This is a genomic window from Brucella lupini (assembly GCF_002252535.1).
Taxonomy (GTDB): Bacteria; Pseudomonadota; Alphaproteobacteria; order Rhizobiales; family Rhizobiaceae; genus Brucella; species Brucella anthropi.
Genome location: NZ_NNRN01000054.1, coordinates 110,010 through 125,547, shown reverse-complemented (window position 1 = coordinate 125,547; position 15,538 = coordinate 110,010). Strand labels below are relative to the sequence as shown.

Below are 15,538 nucleotides of genomic sequence, written 5' to 3'. Positions count from 1 at the left end.
CCAAAATATCAGGTAATGCATCGTGCTTTTGAAAAGCTATCCCGATTTTGAGGGCGATGCAGTCGGGGGATGCTTACACAATGAATGTGGCAAGTCGATAAAGGCTGGATGACTACCGACAAACCAATTTTACATAGCGGCAAATTAGTATAGGCGTTAGCCCCATTGGAAGTGAGGAGACTGACATGGGCGGATTTGCGTCTATCGGCGAATGCATGATCGAGCTTTCAGGCAATGAAGGCGATCAATGGCGCATGGGTTTTGCGGGTGATACGCTGAACACCGCCTGGTACATGCGGGCACTGATGGAGAAATCCTACCCTGTCGAATATGTGACCGCTTTCGGCGAAGACAGCTTCTCCCAGAAGCAGCGCGTATTCCTGACATCAAATGGAATCGGAATCGCCCATAGCCCCATTATTGACGGGCTTCATCCCGGTCTTTACGCAATCACGCTCAACGGCGCCGAGCGTTCCTTCACCTATTGGCGGAGCGACGCCGCGGCACGGCGTCTCGCCAGCGACCGCGAAGCCCTGGAAAAAAGCCTGACCGGCCGCGACATCATCTATTTTTCGGGCATTTCAATCGCCATCATCCTGCCCGAGCATCGCGACACGTTTTTCGATGTCTTGCGGAAGTGCCGCACCGCCGGCTCACGAATCGCATTCGATCCGAATTTCCGCCACCAGCTCTGGCCTGACCGGAAAGTTGCGCAGGAGATCATCAGCGAAGCGATGCGCATTGCGGATATTGCCCTACCCACATTTCCCGATGAACAAGCGCTCTTTGGCGACAAGGATGCCAGCGCCTGTGCAGATCGCCTTGCCGCACTCGGCGTGAAAGAGATCGTCGTCAAGGACGGCACCGAACCGGCTCTGGTCGTCTCCGGCGATGAAAGAGTGTCGGTACCATCCGTTATGGCGCAAGCCGTGGACACCACCGGCGCTGGCGACAGCTTCAACGGTGCTTATCTTGCTGCGCGATTAAACGGGCTCGCGCCGGTGGATGCAGCCCGCAAGGCGCATCTGGTTGCAGCGCGTGTCGTCGAGATACGCGGCGCGCTCGCTCCGATGGAAACCGCACGCGCCGCTTTTGCTGATTGATTACTTTTCGCGTGAAAAGCTGAAATGGCTGGTCTGGGCGTAAATCTCGCCCGGACGCAATATTGCCTGCGGGAAATACGGATATTCCAGCGATCCCGGCCATATCTGCGGCTCAAGACAGAAACCCGCGTGTTTTCCGTAAGGCTTGCCCATCAGGCCGATGCAATCATTGGCCATGGTGTTGCCTGCATAGAACTGAACGCCCGGTTCTGTCGTTGAGATATCGAGACGAATACCGGAACGAGCGCCCTTGACCGACGCGCATGGGCGCAATGGACCCCGCGCTGCGGTCAGGCAGAAATTGCTGTCGTACTGGACCTGACTGCCATTCTCCTCAAAGCGAATCGGACGGAACTCCCGGAAATCGAAAGGCGTTCCTTTGACCGGCAGAACGCGTCCGTCCGGAATGAGAGCATCATCGACCGGCATATAGGCGTCGGCTCCGATCTTGAGCTGATGATCGAGGATATCGCCCTCGCCGCCATCATCGAGATTGAAGTAGCTGTGATGCAGCAGGTTGCAGACGGTCGGCTTGTCGGTCACCGCTTCCAGCCGCACGATGAGCGTCCCATCCCCGGTGAGCATATAGGTGCAGCTGACATTCAGGTTGCCGGGAAACCCCATCTCGCCATCGGTTGCCACCGTCGCAAGCGTCACGAAATCCGGACCGTTTCCGGTTATCTTCCAGACGCGATTGCCGAGCCCCTTGCTGCCGCCGTGCAGGTTGTGGCGGCCCTGAAAATTCGGGTCTACCTCGTAAGTCGTTCCGTCCAGATCAAACCGGGCATTGCGGATACGATTGGCCGAACGACCCGCAATCGCACCCAGATGCGGTGAATGGGCCGGATAATCGGCAAAGTCGCGATAGCCGATCACCAGCGGAGCCGCATGGCCCTCCATGCGCAGATCCTGAATGGCTGCGCCCCAATTGATGATCCTGGCCGTCAGCGGGCCATTGGAGATCGTGAGCCGGTGAACCGCCTGCCCGTCCGGTGCATATCCAAAGATTTCCGAATTCACTTTTGCCCGCCTGTCAATGATGCAGCGATGAGATGCTCATGAAGCCGCATCATCGTGCAGTACGCAAGACACATCGTGATCAAATAATGATTTTGAACCAATCTTGATTGAATGCATGAACAAGTAGTTTTCACACTATTTTCTTCTGAAGAACCAATGATATCCTGAGCTATAAATTACTGTTTTTTATCGATAAATACTAAATTAGAGGCTTTTTCAATGAAATCGAATTTCCAGAAAGTCATGCCTTATATTTTTAGTGAAGAAGGCGGATATGCAGACAATCCCGCTGATCCCGGCGGCGCAACCAATATGGGTATCACCATCGCAACCCTGTCCGCATGGGACGGACATCAGGCATCGCCCGAAGACGTAAAGGAAATGATGCCAGCAACTGCCACGCAAATCTATCAGGTGCAATTCTGGAACAAGATCGACGGAGACAACCTGCCTTCGGGTCTCGACTACGCCCTGTTCGACTTTTCGGTCAATTCAGGTCCCGCACGCGCGGCAAGGATGCTGCAAGGTATTCTGGGCTTGCCCGAAGATGGAATAATTGGAGCCCAGACGGTTGCGGCCGCCAATATGCGATCTACCGACGAGGTCATCAATGCTTTGTGCGATGCACGCGCATCCTGGCTGGAAGGATTGTCTACAGCCTCAACCTTCGGCAAAGGCTGGCTCGCCCGTGTCGAACGGGTGCGTTCGCGCGCGCTGGCGCTCGCTGCCAACGCGCCCATCATCCATGCCGCAGGACCGACGAATGATATCTCACCCAAGGCCCGTCAGGGCGATATGGCCGTCACATCTGTTTTGAAGCACCCGGAAGCTTTGGGGACAATGGGGAGCGTGGCATCAGGCCTCGTGGCAATTGCATCGGGGAATGGCCCGGTGCAATACGCACTGGCAATTGTGATGATCGCCTGTGCTGCGGTTGGTCTTTGGTATTTTGTGCGGCGCGTCAGAAACGAACCCTAGCCCAGTTGTAATAACTCAGTTTTGAGAATATTTCCAAAATTAGAGTTTGTCTTTATGTTGCGCTTCGTATGTTGCGCGCCTTATATGCGGTTTTGAAAGCTCGGTGACTATGAAAGTAATATGACTTTCCCTGTCACCGGAAAAACGCTAGACACGCGCAAACAGTCAGATGCGTGCCAACTGTGGCACCGCCATGAATAAAGGAATCGAAACTTGTCCTCTACTTTTGACAAAGTCGCCGACATCATCGCCGAAACCAGTGAAATCGACCGTGACACCATCACGCCAGATAGCCACACCATCGACGATCTGGGCATCGACAGCCTCGACTTCCTCGACATCGTCTTCGCCATCGACAAGGCTTTCGGCATCAAGATTCCGCTTGAGCAGTGGACCCAGGAAGTGAACGAAGGCAAGGTTCCGACCGAAGAATATTTCGTTCTCAAGAACCTCTGCGCAAAAATCGATGAGCTGGTTGCAGCCAAAAAAGGCTGATCCGGCACATAATATGGCGGTATTGAGGGGTGAACAGAAATGTTCGCCCTGATTCCGTTTCTGGTAGCGCGAATTTTTCGCGTGTCAGAGCAGTCTCAGCATCGACGGACAAACGGGACCCATGCAGAACAATAAAGTCGTCATCACAGGTATCGGCATCATCTCCTCGCTCGGCGAAGGGGTCGATGTGCATTGGAACGCTTTCTCGAAGGCTGGCACTGAGCCGCGCCTCGAAAAGGAAGCCTTTGCGCCTTACACTGTTCATCCATTGGGTGAAGTGGACTGGAGCCTGCAGATTCCAAAGCGTGGCGATCAGCGCCAGATGGAAACCTGGCAGCGCCTTGGCACCTATGCCGCAGGGCTTGCTCTGCAGGATGCTGGCATGAAGGACGACGAAGCGCTTTGCGCGACCATGGATATGGTCGTGGGTGCCGGTGGCGGCGAACGCGACATCACCGTCGATATGCAGATTCTGGATGAAGGCCGCACCCGCAACGATCGCGGCGTCATGCTGAACGAGAAACTCTCGACCGAACTGCGCCCGACCCTGTTTCTGGCGCAGCTTTCCAACCTGCTCGCAGGCAATATTTCGATCGTCCACAAGGTGACCGGTTCTTCGCGTACCTTCATGGGCGAAGAAGGTTCCGGCCTTTCGGCTATCGAAACCGCAGCGGCGCGCATTCGCACGGGTCAGAGCACCCATGCGCTGGTTGGCGGTTCCTACAATGCCGAACATTTCGACATGATTCTCGGTCACGAGCTTGGCGGACTGCTCAAGCATGATGGTTGGGCGCCGCTCTGGCAGCGTGACGGTTCGGCTGGCGGCGGCATGATTTCCGGTTCCGGCGGCGTGTTCCTTGTTCTGGAAAGCGCTGACCACGCAGCCAAGCGCGGCGCACGCGCCTATGCGGAAGTTGCCGGCATCGAAAGTGCACAGATCCGGCGCGACAATGCCGATCTTACGAACACCATCCGTGAACTCATCCTCGCAGCCAATGACGGCAAGGACCCCTCCTATGTTGTTTCCGCTGCTTCCGGCGCCCATGAAGCGACCGGCGCGGAGAAAACCGCATTGGACGCTCTGTCAGCCACTTATCGCGGCATATCCGGCCTGACCGGTCATTTGCGCGAAGCGCAGTTCCCGCTGGCGCTGGCACTTGCGGCCATATCCGTCTGGAAAGGCGAGGCTTTTGCACCGCTGGATGCATCCGAAAAGGATGCCAGTGGCCCAATCAGCGAAGCAATTGTCACCGCAGTCGGAGCGACTCGTGCCGAAGGCGCAGCAAAGCTGGTGAGAGTATAAGATGACGAAATATACAGACCATCTCGGCCGTCCCATTGTCGCCATCACCGGCGCAGGTGTGGTTTCCTCGCTCGGTCAGGGCAAGGAAGACAATTGGGCTGCATTGACCGGCGGAAAATCGGGTATCCATGCCATCACCCGCTTTCCAACCGACAACCTCAATACACGCTTCTCCGGAACTGTCGATTTCCTGGCCGAAAGCGATGTGGGCGCATCGGCGCTCTCCGAAGCGCTGGCCCGGCTCGCAGGTGAGGAAGCCCTTGCCCAGTCCGGTCTTTCGTCTACCGATTTCGGCGGTCCGCTTTTTCTGGCGGCTCCTCCGGTCGAACTGGACTGGAAAAGCCGGTTCGCACTTGATGCGACCGTGAAGAATGAAGGTCCGGCAAGCTATCAGCTCCTGCTGGAAGCATGCCGCCGCGCCCGTCAGAATGACCTCTTCAATACGACCCAGTTCGGCTATATCGCTGAACGCCTGTCGGAAGCTTTTGGCACGCGCGGCCTGCCGATCACGCTTTCGACCGCATGTGCCTCGGGTGCGACTGCGATCCAGCTTGGTGTCGAAGCCATCCGTCGTGGCGAAAGTGATCGGGTTCTTTCCATCGGAACTGACGGCTCCGTCTCTGCCGAAGCCCTGATCCGCTTTTCGCTGCTTTCGGCCCTTTCCACCCAGAACGACAAGCCGGAAAAGGCTTCCAAGCCCTTCTCCAAGGACCGCGACGGCTTTGCCATGTCGGAAGGTTCCGGCGCGCTGGTGATGGAATCACTCGAAAGCGCTGTTGCACGCGGCGCCAAGGTTCTGGGCATTCTGGCCGGTTGCGGCGAAAAGGCCGATGATTTCCACCGCACCCGTTCCAAGCCGGACGCTTCACCTGCCATTGGCACGGTGCGCGCCGCATTGGCCGATGCCGGTCTGACCGAAGAGCAGATTTCTTACATCAACGCCCACGGCACCTCGACGCCGGAAAACGACAAGATGGAATATCTGGCGCTTTCGTCGGTCTTCGGTGAACGTCTTGGCTCCATTCCGGTTTCCTCCAACAAGTCGATGATCGGCCATACACTGACCGCTGCGGGTGCTATCGAGGCCGTCTTCTCGCTGCTGACGATCCAGACGGGCACCCTGCCCCCGACCATCAATTATGACAATCCGGACCCGGCTATTCCGCTTGATGTCGTGCCGAATGTGAAGCGTCAGGCGGAGGTTTCTGCCGTGCTTTCCAACTCGTTCGGTTTCGGCGGACAGAATACGAGCCTTGTTTTGGCGGCAAATCCGAATTAATCGGTCCGGCAAATACGAATTTTCCCATGATCCCGGACGGTTCGCCGTTTCCGGGATTATGTCTTGAAAAGGATTACTTCATGCGCGCCTTGCAGCTTCTCGATGATCGCCGCCTTGAAATTACAGATATCGCACCGCCGCCTGCCCCCGGCATTGGCGAGGTAACCGTGAAGATCAAGGCCGTTGCGCTCAACCACATCGACGTGTGGGGCTGGCGCGGCATGGCGTTTGCCAAGCGCAAGATGCCGCTGGTTATCGGTGCGGAAGCTTCAGGCGTCGTGGATGCTGTCGGCCCCGGCGTTTCCAATCTCCTGCCCGGTCAGCTCGTCTCGATCTATGGCGCGCGCACCTGCGGACTTTGCCGCGCCTGCCGCGAAGGTCGTGACAATCTGTGCGAACATGTCGGCGGTGTACACGGTTTCCATCTCGACGGCTTTGCCTGCGAGGCTGTGAACCTGCCTGCCCGCCTGCTCGTTCCGGCACCTCCCGGTGTGGACGCCATAGGTGCCGCCGTCGCACCTGTAACCTTCGGTACGGTCGAGCATATGCTGTTCGACAATGCCAAGCTTGAGCCCGGCGAAACCGTTCTCGTACAGGCTGGCGGTTCCGGCATCGGTTCAGCCGCGATCCAGCTTGCCAAGAAGATGGGCTGCACCGTCATCACCACAGTCGGTTCCGACGACAAGATCGAGAAGGCCAAGGCGCTTGGCGCAGATCACGTCATCAACTATCGCGAAGACCGCTTCGAGGGCGTGGTGCGCAAGCTCACCAAAAAGAAGGGCGTCGATGTCGTCTTTGAACATGTCGGCGCAGACACCTGGGCCGGTTCCATGCTCTGCATGAAGCGCGGCGCGCGTCTCGTCACCTGCGGTTCGACCTCGGGCGTCTCAACAAACATGAACCTGATGCAGCTTTTCCAGCAGCAGCTCAAGATTCTGGGTTCCTTCGGTTGCCGTATGGAAAACATGGCCGACGCCATGCAGAAAATGGCGCGTGGCATCGTGCATCCGGTCATCGACACCGTGGTCGGCTTCAACGATATCGACACGGCGCTGAAGCGCATGGAAGGCCGCGACGTCTTCGGCAAGATCATTCTCGAGATCGACTGAGTCGCCCACGTCCATGATGTTCAAGCTGAAACTTCTGCTCTTCCGCTGGACCCGCAAGCTGAAGCAGTTCAACTACTGGCTCTGGGCGCAGGCCGTCTTTCTGCTGCTTGGCCTGCTGCGCCTTTTCCCGGCGAAGGCAGCGATAAGCTTTTCGGCGAAAGCAGCCCGCTTCATTGGGCCGCTGACGCCGCGCCACAAGGTTGCCACCGATAATCTGCGTCAGGCTTATCCTGAGAAAAGCGACGCCGAAATCGAGGAAATCGCCCGCGAAATGTGGGATTCGATGGCGCGCCTTTTCGCGGAATATATCTTCCTCGACGCTATCTTCGATTTTGATCCCTATGCCACGACACCGGGACTGGTCGAAGTGGAAGGCATTCCGATTTTCGAACGCCTGCGCGACGAAAAGAAGCCGCATATCTTCTTCACCGCCCATACCGGTAATTTCGAGCTTCTGCCGATCTGCGCCGCCACCTTCGGCCTGAACGTTACGGCGCTCTTCCGCCCGCCAAACAATCCCTATATCGCCAACAAGGTTCTGAAGGCCCGTCGCACCAATATGGGCCATCTGGTGCCGTCGAAAGCCGGGGCTGCGTGGTCGCTTGCGCATATCCTCGATGAAGGCGGCAATGTCGGTATGCTGGTGGACCAGAAATTCCGCCGCGGTGTGCCTTCCACCTTCTTCAATCGTCCGGTGAAGACCAATCCACTACTGGCCAAGCTTGCGCGGCAATATGATTGCGACGTCTATCCGGCACGCTGTATCCGCCTTCCCGGCGGGCGTTATCGTCTCGAACTCTATGAGCGCATGGAATTGCCGCGCGACGACAAGGGCGAGATCGATGTTGCCGCAACCGCACAGCTGTTGAACGATACCGTCGAAACATGGGTACGCGAATATCCCGGCCAGTGGATGTGGTTCCACAAGCGCTGGGGATAGGATTCCTGCCCCTCATGTGCTAGGGGCTGGCCAAAGTTACGGAGATCACATATGCGCCCCATCGCCATCGCCCCGTCCATCCTTTCCGCCGACTTCGCCCGTCTTGGCGAAGAAGTCGACGCCGTGCTGGAAGCCGGTGCCGACTGGGTGCATATCGACGTCATGGATGGGCATTTTGTGCCGAACATCACTTTCGGCCCGCAGGTGGTGAAGGCGATCCGCCCGCGTACCAAGGCATTCTTCGATGCGCATCTGATGATTGCGCCCTGCGACCCGTATCTGGCCCCGTTTGCCGATGCTGGATGCGATCTCATAACAATTCACGCCGAAGCCGGTCCGCACACGCACCGTTCGCTGCAGTCGATCCGCGCTCTCGGTAAAAAGGCCGGTCTGGCGCTCAACCCCGCAACGCCCGTCGAGGCGCTGACGAACGTTATCGAAGATGTCGATCTCGTCCTCGTCATGACCGTCAATCCCGGTTTTGGCGGCCAGAAGTTCATCACGCCGATGCTCGACAAGATCAAGCGCGTCCGCGAAATGGTTGGCGACCGCCCTATCGATATCGAAGTTGACGGCGGTATTACACCGGAAACCGCAGGCTCGGTCGTTGCAGCAGGCGCCAACATTCTCGTGGCCGGTTCTGCCGTTTACAAGGGCAACTCCGTCGAGAGCTACCGCGCCAATATCCAGGCGATCCGCACCGCTGCCGAGGCCGCACGTAATCACTAAACTCCGTCCGTCTATTCCATTCTATAGGATGCACCCATGATCCCGCGCTATTCCCGGCCTGAAATGGTCGCCATCTGGTCGCCCGAAACGAAGTTCCGCATCTGGTTCGAGATCGAAGCCTATGCCTGCGAGGCACTGGCGCAACTCGGCGTCATCCCGAAGGAAGCGGCCAAGACCATCTGGGAAAAGGGTAGCGTGGCGAAGTTCGACGTCGCCCGTATCGACGAGATCGAGGCCGTCACGAAACATGACGTCATTGCATTCCTGACCCATCTGGCCGAATTCATCGGTCCGGACAGCCGCTTTGTGCATCAGGGCATGACTTCTTCGGACGTGCTCGACACCACGCTCAACGTCCAGCTCGTACGCGCTGCCGATCTGCTGCTTGCCGACATGGACCGCGTTCTGGAAGCTCTGAAGAAGCGTGCTTTTGAACACAAGGACACGGTCCGCATCGGCCGCAGCCACGGCATCCATGCCGAACCGACGACCATGGGCCTCACCTTTGCGCGTTTCTATGCCGAAATGGCACGTGGCCGTGCCCGCCTCGTTGCGGCGCGCGCGGAAATCGCAACAGGCGCTATTTCCGGTGCCGTCGGCACATTCGCCAATATCGACCCGCGTGTGGAAGAATATGTCTGCGCCAAGCTCGGCCTCGAGGCAGAGCCGGTTTCGACGCAGGTGATCCCGCGTGACCGCCATGCAATGTTCTTTGCAACGCTCGGCGTCATCGCCTCTTCGATGGAAAACATCGCCATCGAAATCCGCCACATGCAGCGCACGGAAGTTTTGGAAGCGGAAGAATTCTTCTCGCCGGGCCAGAAGGGTTCGTCGGCCATGCCGCACAAGCGCAACCCGGTTCTGACCGAAAACCTGACCGGCCTTGCCCGTCTGGTTCGCATGTCGGTAACGCCTGCAATGGAAAACGTGGCTCTCTGGCACGAACGCGATATTTCGCATTCGAGCGTCGAACGTGCGATTGGCCCGGACACCACCATCACGCTCGACTTCGCGCTCAACCGTCTGGCTGGCGTGATCGAAAAGCTGGTCATCTACCCCGACAACATGCTGAAAAACATGAACAAGTTCCGCGGTCTGGTGCATTCGCAGCGCGTGCTGCTGGCGCTGACACAGGCTGGCGTATCACGCGAAGACGCCTATCGTCTCGTGCAGCGCAACGCCATGAAGGTCTGGGAACAGGGTGCCGACTTCCTCGAAGAACTGCTCTCCGACGCGGAAGTACGCGCGGCCCTTTCCGAAGAACAGATCCGCGAAAAGTTCGATCTCGGCTACCACACCAAGCATGTAGATACGATTTTCAAGCGCGTCTTCGGTTGAAGTGGCGCTGCCCACCCCTCCCTCACCCTGAGGAGTCGTTGAAAACGGCGTCTCGAAGGGCTGAGGGAAACACTCCGCCTGCCCTCGTCCTTCGAGGCTTCGCTTCGCTCCGCACCTCAGGATGAGGGAGGAAGCACGAAAACAGGAACAAGTCCCATGTTTATGAAAACATGGGGCTTTTTTACATTCTGAAGACCGGCTGGTTACGCCTTGGTCTTGATCGTATTGACCACGTTGCCCCATGGATCCACGAAGGTGCTGTTGTTACCGCCACGCGTGTCTTCCAGCTCAACCCAGCCTAGGCCGGTCCGATCTTCGTCACGCTTGCCCGCACCGGCACTCTGCCAGGCATTGGCAGCGATATGGTGATGGTAGCGCCCGGTGGACATGAACACAGCCCGGTCACCATAGGTTTGAACGGTTTCGAGGCCGAGTTCATTGTGCCAGAAGGTTTCGGCTTCATGGGCATTGCCGACGCGCAGATGAACGTGACCAACCACGGTGTTTTGCGGTGCGCCGTCCCATTCTCCGCCCTCGCGCTTGATGACATCGAGCAGATTGCTGACATCGAGCGGATCGGTGCTCATGGCAACACGGTCGCCATTCCATTGCCACTCATTATTCGGACGATCTGAATAGATTTCGATACCGTTGCCCTCGGGATCGGTCAGATAGATGGCTTCGCTTACCTTGTGATCCGATGCACCGCTGACCGGCAATTGCTTGTCGATGGCGCGGCGCGACCAGCGCGCAAGGTCGCCACGTGTCGGCAGCAGGAATGCGGTGTGATACAGACCGGCGCTGCGCGGATCGTCCGGCCTGGCCGCCGAAAACTGTTCAATTTCCATCAGTTCGCGGTCGCCGGCGCCGAGTACAATCGACGCGCCGCGAGGCGTCATCTCACGCAAGCCGACGACATCGCGATAATATTCAGCCAATGTTTCGGCATCGCGCGCCTTCAGGCCAACGCGAGCCACACGCATTGGCGTAGTCATTGCGAATGGAAGCGGAGCAACCGTACGTTCGGTTTCGACTGCGGTTGCTCTCAAATGCTGTGTCATGTCGCCCTCCTTCGACGGCATTTCTGCGCGAACAGGAAGAATATTGGCCATGACAGCAGCCCCGGCAGCGCCGAGGATATTACGTCTGCTGATTGTCATGCCAGTCTCTCCGTCGTGTTTCAAATCTTGCCTAAACATCACCATTTGGGACATGTTTCACAAGATCACGATCAGCGAACAGGCTGTTCATCATTCGCATGCCTTCTTTACCAAGCATACAACAAGCACGGCTTGAAGAAGTTACAAAGCCTCTCTAAATGGGAAGCCATGAAAGTCAAAGACGCAGATATCCTCATCATCCCCGGCTATACCAATTCCGGCCCCGACCACTGGCAGACCCGTTGGGAGAGCAAACTCTCGACGGCGCGGCGCGTCGAGCAGGCCGAGTGGACCAAACCTGTTCGCGAAGACTGGATTGGTGAAGTGGTAAAGGCCGCCAATGCGGCGACCAGGCCGATTGTTCTCGTCGCGCATTCGCTCGGCGTTGCAACTGCAGTTCATGCCTTGCCGCATTTTCAGCACAAGGTGGCTGGAGCCTTTTTCGTGGCGCCTCCGGATGTTTCCAACGACAAGATCCGCCCCAAGCATCTGATGACGTTCGGCCCCTACCCGCGTGAACGTCTGCCATTCCCCACGATCACCGTGGTTAGCCGTAACGATCCCTTCTCCAGCTTTGAAGCTGCCGAAGATGTCGTGAAGGACTGGGGTGCAATGCTGATCGACGCTGGCGAATCCGGGCATATCAACTCGGAATCCGGTCATGGACCGTGGCCAGAAGGCTCGATGGTGTTCGCCGAGTTCATGACGCAACTACAGACGCCCAAGCATCACTGATGTTTATTCATACAGCATGAAAAAGGCGGGTCATTAGCCCGCCTTTTCTTGTTGAATATCTTGCAATGGAATTAGTCGCGAACCGCTTTGGTCAGCGTTTCTGCTGCGAGCCGGATATAACCGCCATCATTGCTGAGTGTCAGGAAGCGGAAACCAAGCGGAATGTAGCGACGCGCAAACTCCGGTGACGGTGAATAAATACCGGCAATCTTTCCTGCCGCAGCGGCCTTGCGGGCAATATTGCCGATAGGTTCCACAATCGCATCCGAATTCGGATTTGCCTCACGCCCGTTGCTCCACGCAATGGAGAAATCCGCAGGGCCGACGAAAACGCCGTCGATGCCGCGAACATCCAGAATGGCATCCAGCGCATCGTAGGCATCGCGCGTTTCTATCATCGCGAAGGCAAGCGTATCGTGATTTGCGGTAGTCAGATAATCGTTGGAACCCGGTGCGCCGTAATCCGCATTGGCCCGGAACACGCCCCATGAGCGTTCGCCCACCGGGGGATATTTCATGGCGGCTGCAAACCTGCGGGCATCCTCGACGGAATTGATCATCGGAGCGATGACCGCCTGCGCACCAAAATCCAGCGCACGGCTTGCCATGTCGAAGCGTCCGACAGGAACGCGCACGACCGGCGGCTTGCCAGCGTTCAGGATAAGGCCGAGAGAGCGAAGAACACTCGCCTCGTCGTGGCCGCCATGCTGCATGTCCAGCGTTACAGCATCGAAGGCGCTATGGGCGAGAATTTCGACCGTCAGGGGTTCGGGAAGGGAGGACCATGCAGAAAGCACTGTTTCCCCGGCGCGGAGGCGCGAAGACAACGACATTCGAATTTCCTTCATTTCAAAAGGATCAGGGCGGAAGTGCTATCTATCATTCCGCCCCGAACCATCCATCAATCCTGCTTTACCTGGCGGATTGCCTCTTCAAGGAAAGCAAACATCTTCTCACGAATAACTTCGTCTGCAACGCTTACACTTGCCGCATCGAAGTCGGCGCGCACCTTGCGGAAAACATCCTCATCACCAGATTCTTCAAAGTCGGCGGCAACGACTTCCTTGGCATAGGCTTCGGCATCCGCATCCTTCTTGCCAAGCTGGTCTGCGGCCCAGAGTCCCAGAAGCTTGTTGCGGCGTGCCTCCGCCTTGAAGCGCAGTTCCGCATCAAGCGCGAATTTCTTTTCAAAAGCGTCGCGGCGATCATCCATGCCAGTGGTCATTCATAAAGCTCCCAGACTTACAAGTTAGAAGAGATCGTCATCCGTTCTCTTGCCTAAAGCTGGCAAGGGGAGCAAGATTATACAAGAGCTAAAGACTACTTTCTTGCGACTCATGCATAAACTTGCATCAGAAACAGCGAAAACGGGGGAACGGGCACAAAGCAGGATTGTTAAAAGCCCACAATTGCTATAGGTAGCCCGCGAGAATAGCGGCTTAGAGCCGATCACCATAAATATGGAAATCCGAGAAAAGCCATGAACCGTCGCCGCCGTATTTACGAGGGCAAGGCCAAGATTCTTTATGAAGGCCCTGAACCCGGTACGCTCGTCCAATTTTTCAAAGATGATGCAACCGCTTTCAATGCAAAGAAGCATGAAGTCATCGACGGAAAAGGCGTGCTGAACAACCGCATTTCCGAGCATATTTTCACCCAGCTTAACCGCATTGGCATTCCAACGCACTTCATCCGCCGCCTCAACATGCGTGAGCAGCTGATCAAGGAAGTGGAAATCATTCCGCTTGAAGTGGTTGTGCGCAATGTCGCCGCCGGTTCTCTGGCAAAGCGCCTTGGCCTTGAAGAAGGCACCGTGCTGCCGCGCTCGATCATCGAGTTCTATTACAAGGCCGACGCACTCGACGACCCGATGGTCACCGAAGAGCATATCACGGCTTTCGGCTGGGCAAGCCCGCCGGAAATCGACGACATCATGGCGCTCGCCATTCGCGTCAACGACTTCCTGACCGGCCTGTTCCTCGGCATCGGCATCCAGCTTGTCGATTTCAAGATGGAATGCGGTCGCTTGTGGGAAGGCGACATGATGCGCATCGTCGTCGCCGACGAAATTTCTCCGGACTCTGCGCGTCTTTGGGATATCACCACCAATGACAAGCTCGACAAGGACCGTTTCCGCCGCGACATGGGCGGACTGGTTGAGGCCTATCAGGAAGTGGCTCGCCGTCTCGGCATCATGAACGAGAACGACACGCCGCGCCCGGCTGGCCCTACGCTTGTGAAGTAAAATGATCCGCCCAGCCCGGAAGGGCACGATCCCGGAAAGTCGACACGGTTTTCGGGATCATGCCAGATTAAGCCTTCCGGGCTGTTTCATTCGTTCTAAAATTGCAGGAACTACAGAGTGATCAAGGCACGCGTCACCGTTACACTGAAAAACGGCGTTCTCGACCCGCAGGGCAAGGCAATCGTCGGCGCGCTCGGCAGCCTCGGTTTTGACGGCGTCAACTCGGCCCGTCAGGGCAAGGTTTTCGACCTCGAACTGAATGGCTCCGACAAGAGCAAGGCCGAAGCCGACCTGAAGGCCATGTGCGAAAAGCTGCTCGCCAACACGGTGATCGAAGACTATTCCATCGCCATCGGCTGACCAGGCAAAGGACAGAGACGCTCATGAAATCCGCAGTCATTCTCCTTCCCGGTCTCAATCGCGATCGCGACATGATCGCAGCACTCACCAAGATCACCGGACAGGCACCGGTGACCGTCTGGCAGACCGATACGAGCATTCCCGACGATGTGGACCTGATCCTGATTCCGGGCGGCTTTTCCTACGGTGACTATCTGCGCTGCGGTGCGATTGCAGCCCGTATGCCGGTGATGCAGGCCGTTCGCGAGAAGGCCGATAAGGGCGTCATGGTCATGGGTGTCTGCAACGGTTTCCAGATCCTCGTCGAAGCCGGGCTTCTGCCGGGCGCATTGATGCGCAATGCTTCGCTGAAGTTCGTCTGCCGCGAAGTAAAGCTCGAAGTAACCAACGCCAACACGTCGTTCACGCGCGGCTACAAGCCGGGCCAGATCATCCGCTGCCCGGTCGCGCATCATGACGGCAATTATTTCGCCGATGCCGAAACGCTGAAGCGTCTCGAAGGCGAAGGCCAGGTTGTGTTCCGCTATGCCGAAGGCACCAATCCGAACGGATCGGTCAACGACATTGCCGGTATCGTCAACGCACGCGGCAATGTGCTCGGCATGATGCCGCATCCGGAAAACCTGATCGAATCCGCGCATGGCGGTGATGACGGTCGGGCGCTCTTCGCTGGCGCGCTGGGCCTCGCTGCATAAGCTGGCACACAGATAAACGGAAAAGGCGGCTCGATTGAAGCCGCCTTTT

17 protein-coding genes are annotated in these 15,538 nt (G+C 57.2%); 13 read left to right on the top strand and 4 right to left on the bottom strand.

Features of this window, described 5'->3' with window-relative positions:
* The first annotated feature begins 185 nt into the window (after positions 1-185).
* A complete protein-coding gene (locus tag CES86_RS19500; protein ID WP_094515119.1) occupies positions 186-1,103 on the top strand; it encodes a sugar kinase in 918 nt (305 codons plus the stop codon).
* Here CES86_RS19500 and CES86_RS19495 read toward each other — a convergent pair whose 3' ends face one another.
* Positions 1,104-2,123, bottom strand: a complete 1,020-nt coding sequence (locus CES86_RS19495) for an aldose epimerase family protein (protein WP_094515118.1) — start codon at positions 2,121-2,123, stop codon at positions 1,104-1,106. It abuts the gene before it with no gap.
* Positions 2,124-2,342: 219 nt separating this feature from the next.
* Between CES86_RS19495 and CES86_RS19490 the strand changes: the two genes are divergently transcribed.
* From CES86_RS19490 to purB, 8 genes are all read left to right on the top strand, one after another.
* The gene (locus CES86_RS19490) at positions 2,343-3,101 is read left to right on the top strand and encodes a glycoside hydrolase family 108 protein (protein ID WP_012092230.1); all 759 of its coding nucleotides are present in this window, start codon (positions 2,343-2,345) and stop codon (positions 3,099-3,101) included.
* Positions 3,102-3,314: 213 nt separating this feature from the next.
* Complete coding sequence (locus CES86_RS19485) at positions 3,315-3,596, top strand: acyl carrier protein (RefSeq protein WP_006466638.1); 282 nt, start codon at positions 3,315-3,317, stop codon at positions 3,594-3,596.
* Positions 3,597-3,717: 121 nt separating this feature from the next.
* A complete protein-coding gene (locus CES86_RS19480; protein WP_012092231.1) occupies positions 3,718-4,899 on the top strand; it encodes a beta-ketoacyl-ACP synthase in 1,182 nt (393 codons plus the stop codon).
* A 1-nt stretch (position 4,900) separates the two neighbouring features.
* Positions 4,901-6,178, top strand: a complete 1,278-nt coding sequence (locus CES86_RS19475) for a beta-ketoacyl-ACP synthase (protein WP_094515117.1) — start codon at positions 4,901-4,903, stop codon at positions 6,176-6,178.
* 80 nt (positions 6,179-6,258) lie between these two features.
* The gene (locus tag CES86_RS19470) at positions 6,259-7,287 is read left to right on the top strand and encodes a zinc-binding dehydrogenase (protein ID WP_010661217.1); all 1,029 of its coding nucleotides are present in this window, start codon (positions 6,259-6,261) and stop codon (positions 7,285-7,287) included.
* A gap of 13 nt (positions 7,288-7,300) precedes the next feature.
* Positions 7,301-8,227 (top strand): lipid A biosynthesis lauroyl acyltransferase, encoded by a 927-nt coding sequence (locus tag CES86_RS19465; protein ID WP_094515116.1) that lies wholly within the window; start codon positions 7,301-7,303, stop codon positions 8,225-8,227.
* A 51-nt stretch (positions 8,228-8,278) separates the two neighbouring features.
* Entirely contained in the window at positions 8,279-8,956 is a 678-nt protein-coding gene (rpe, locus tag CES86_RS19460) for a ribulose-phosphate 3-epimerase (protein ID WP_094515115.1), read from the top strand.
* 36 nt (positions 8,957-8,992) lie between these two features.
* Positions 8,993-10,294 carry an adenylosuccinate lyase gene (purB, locus tag CES86_RS19455; RefSeq protein WP_094515114.1) on the top strand — a complete coding sequence of 434 codons (1,302 nt, stop codon included), beginning with the start codon at positions 8,993-8,995 and terminating at the stop codon, positions 10,292-10,294.
* A 203-nt stretch (positions 10,295-10,497) separates the two neighbouring features.
* Here purB and CES86_RS19450 read toward each other — a convergent pair whose 3' ends face one another.
* Positions 10,498-11,454, bottom strand: coding sequence for a VOC family protein (locus CES86_RS19450; RefSeq protein WP_374828161.1), 957 nt, complete (start codon positions 11,452-11,454; stop codon positions 10,498-10,500).
* A 168-nt stretch (positions 11,455-11,622) separates the two neighbouring features.
* Between CES86_RS19450 and CES86_RS19445 the strand changes: the two genes are divergently transcribed.
* A complete protein-coding gene (locus CES86_RS19445) occupies positions 11,623-12,189 on the top strand; it encodes an alpha/beta hydrolase (protein ID WP_094515113.1) in 567 nt (188 codons plus the stop codon).
* 71 nt (positions 12,190-12,260) lie between these two features.
* Here CES86_RS19445 and CES86_RS19440 read toward each other — a convergent pair whose 3' ends face one another.
* Both CES86_RS19440 and CES86_RS19435 read right to left on the bottom strand, forming a co-directional pair.
* On the bottom strand, positions 12,261-13,028 hold the full coding sequence (locus CES86_RS19440; RefSeq protein WP_029376246.1) for an HpcH/HpaI aldolase family protein: 768 nt from the start codon (positions 13,026-13,028) through the stop codon (positions 12,261-12,263).
* A 62-nt stretch (positions 13,029-13,090) separates the two neighbouring features.
* Complete coding sequence (locus CES86_RS19435; RefSeq protein WP_012092237.1) at positions 13,091-13,414, bottom strand: DUF1476 domain-containing protein; 324 nt, start codon at positions 13,412-13,414, stop codon at positions 13,091-13,093.
* 255 nt (positions 13,415-13,669) lie between these two features.
* Between CES86_RS19435 and purC the strand changes: the two genes are divergently transcribed.
* The 3 genes from purC (at position 13,670) to purQ (ending at position 15,489) form a co-directional block, all read left to right on the top strand.
* Positions 13,670-14,434, top strand: a complete 765-nt coding sequence (gene purC / locus CES86_RS19425) for a phosphoribosylaminoimidazolesuccinocarboxamide synthase (RefSeq protein WP_010661209.1) — start codon at positions 13,670-13,672, stop codon at positions 14,432-14,434.
* A gap of 117 nt (positions 14,435-14,551) precedes the next feature.
* On the top strand, positions 14,552-14,794 hold the full coding sequence (purS, locus tag CES86_RS19420; protein ID WP_010661208.1) for a phosphoribosylformylglycinamidine synthase subunit PurS: 243 nt from the start codon (positions 14,552-14,554) through the stop codon (positions 14,792-14,794).
* Between the two features lie 23 nt (positions 14,795-14,817).
* Positions 14,818-15,489, top strand: coding sequence for a phosphoribosylformylglycinamidine synthase subunit PurQ (purQ, locus tag CES86_RS19415; RefSeq protein WP_094515112.1), 672 nt, complete (start codon positions 14,818-14,820; stop codon positions 15,487-15,489).
* Positions 15,490-15,538 lie beyond the last annotated feature (49 nt).

Bases quoted from the DNA above. Each gene is read 5' to 3' on its own strand.
- CES86_RS19445 (WP_094515113.1), top strand. From the start codon at position 11,623: ATGAAAGTCAAAGACGCAGATATCCTCATCATCCCCGGCTATACCAAT.
- purC (WP_010661209.1), top strand. From the start codon at position 13,670: ATGAACCGTCGCCGCCGTATTTACGAGGGCAAGGCCAAGATTCTTTAT.
- CES86_RS19450 (WP_374828161.1), bottom strand. From the start codon at position 11,454: ATGACAATCAGCAGACGTAATATCCTCGGCGCTGCCGGGGCTGCTGTC.
- CES86_RS19480 (WP_012092231.1), top strand. From the start codon at position 3,718: ATGCAGAACAATAAAGTCGTCATCACAGGTATCGGCATCATCTCCTCG.
- rpe (WP_094515115.1), top strand. From the start codon at position 8,279: ATGCGCCCCATCGCCATCGCCCCGTCCATCCTTTCCGCCGACTTCGCC.
- CES86_RS19500 (WP_094515119.1), top strand. From the start codon at position 186: ATGGGCGGATTTGCGTCTATCGGCGAATGCATGATCGAGCTTTCAGGC.
- purQ (WP_094515112.1), top strand. From the start codon at position 14,818: ATGAAATCCGCAGTCATTCTCCTTCCCGGTCTCAATCGCGATCGCGAC.
- CES86_RS19470 (WP_010661217.1), top strand. From the start codon at position 6,259: ATGCGCGCCTTGCAGCTTCTCGATGATCGCCGCCTTGAAATTACAGAT.
- CES86_RS19475 (WP_094515117.1), top strand. From the start codon at position 4,901: ATGACGAAATATACAGACCATCTCGGCCGTCCCATTGTCGCCATCACC.
- purB (WP_094515114.1), top strand. From the start codon at position 8,993: ATGATCCCGCGCTATTCCCGGCCTGAAATGGTCGCCATCTGGTCGCCC.
- CES86_RS19435 (WP_012092237.1), bottom strand. From the start codon at position 13,414: ATGACCACTGGCATGGATGATCGCCGCGACGCTTTTGAAAAGAAATTC.
- CES86_RS19490 (WP_012092230.1), top strand. From the start codon at position 2,343: ATGAAATCGAATTTCCAGAAAGTCATGCCTTATATTTTTAGTGAAGAA.
- CES86_RS19465 (WP_094515116.1), top strand. From the start codon at position 7,301: ATGATGTTCAAGCTGAAACTTCTGCTCTTCCGCTGGACCCGCAAGCTG.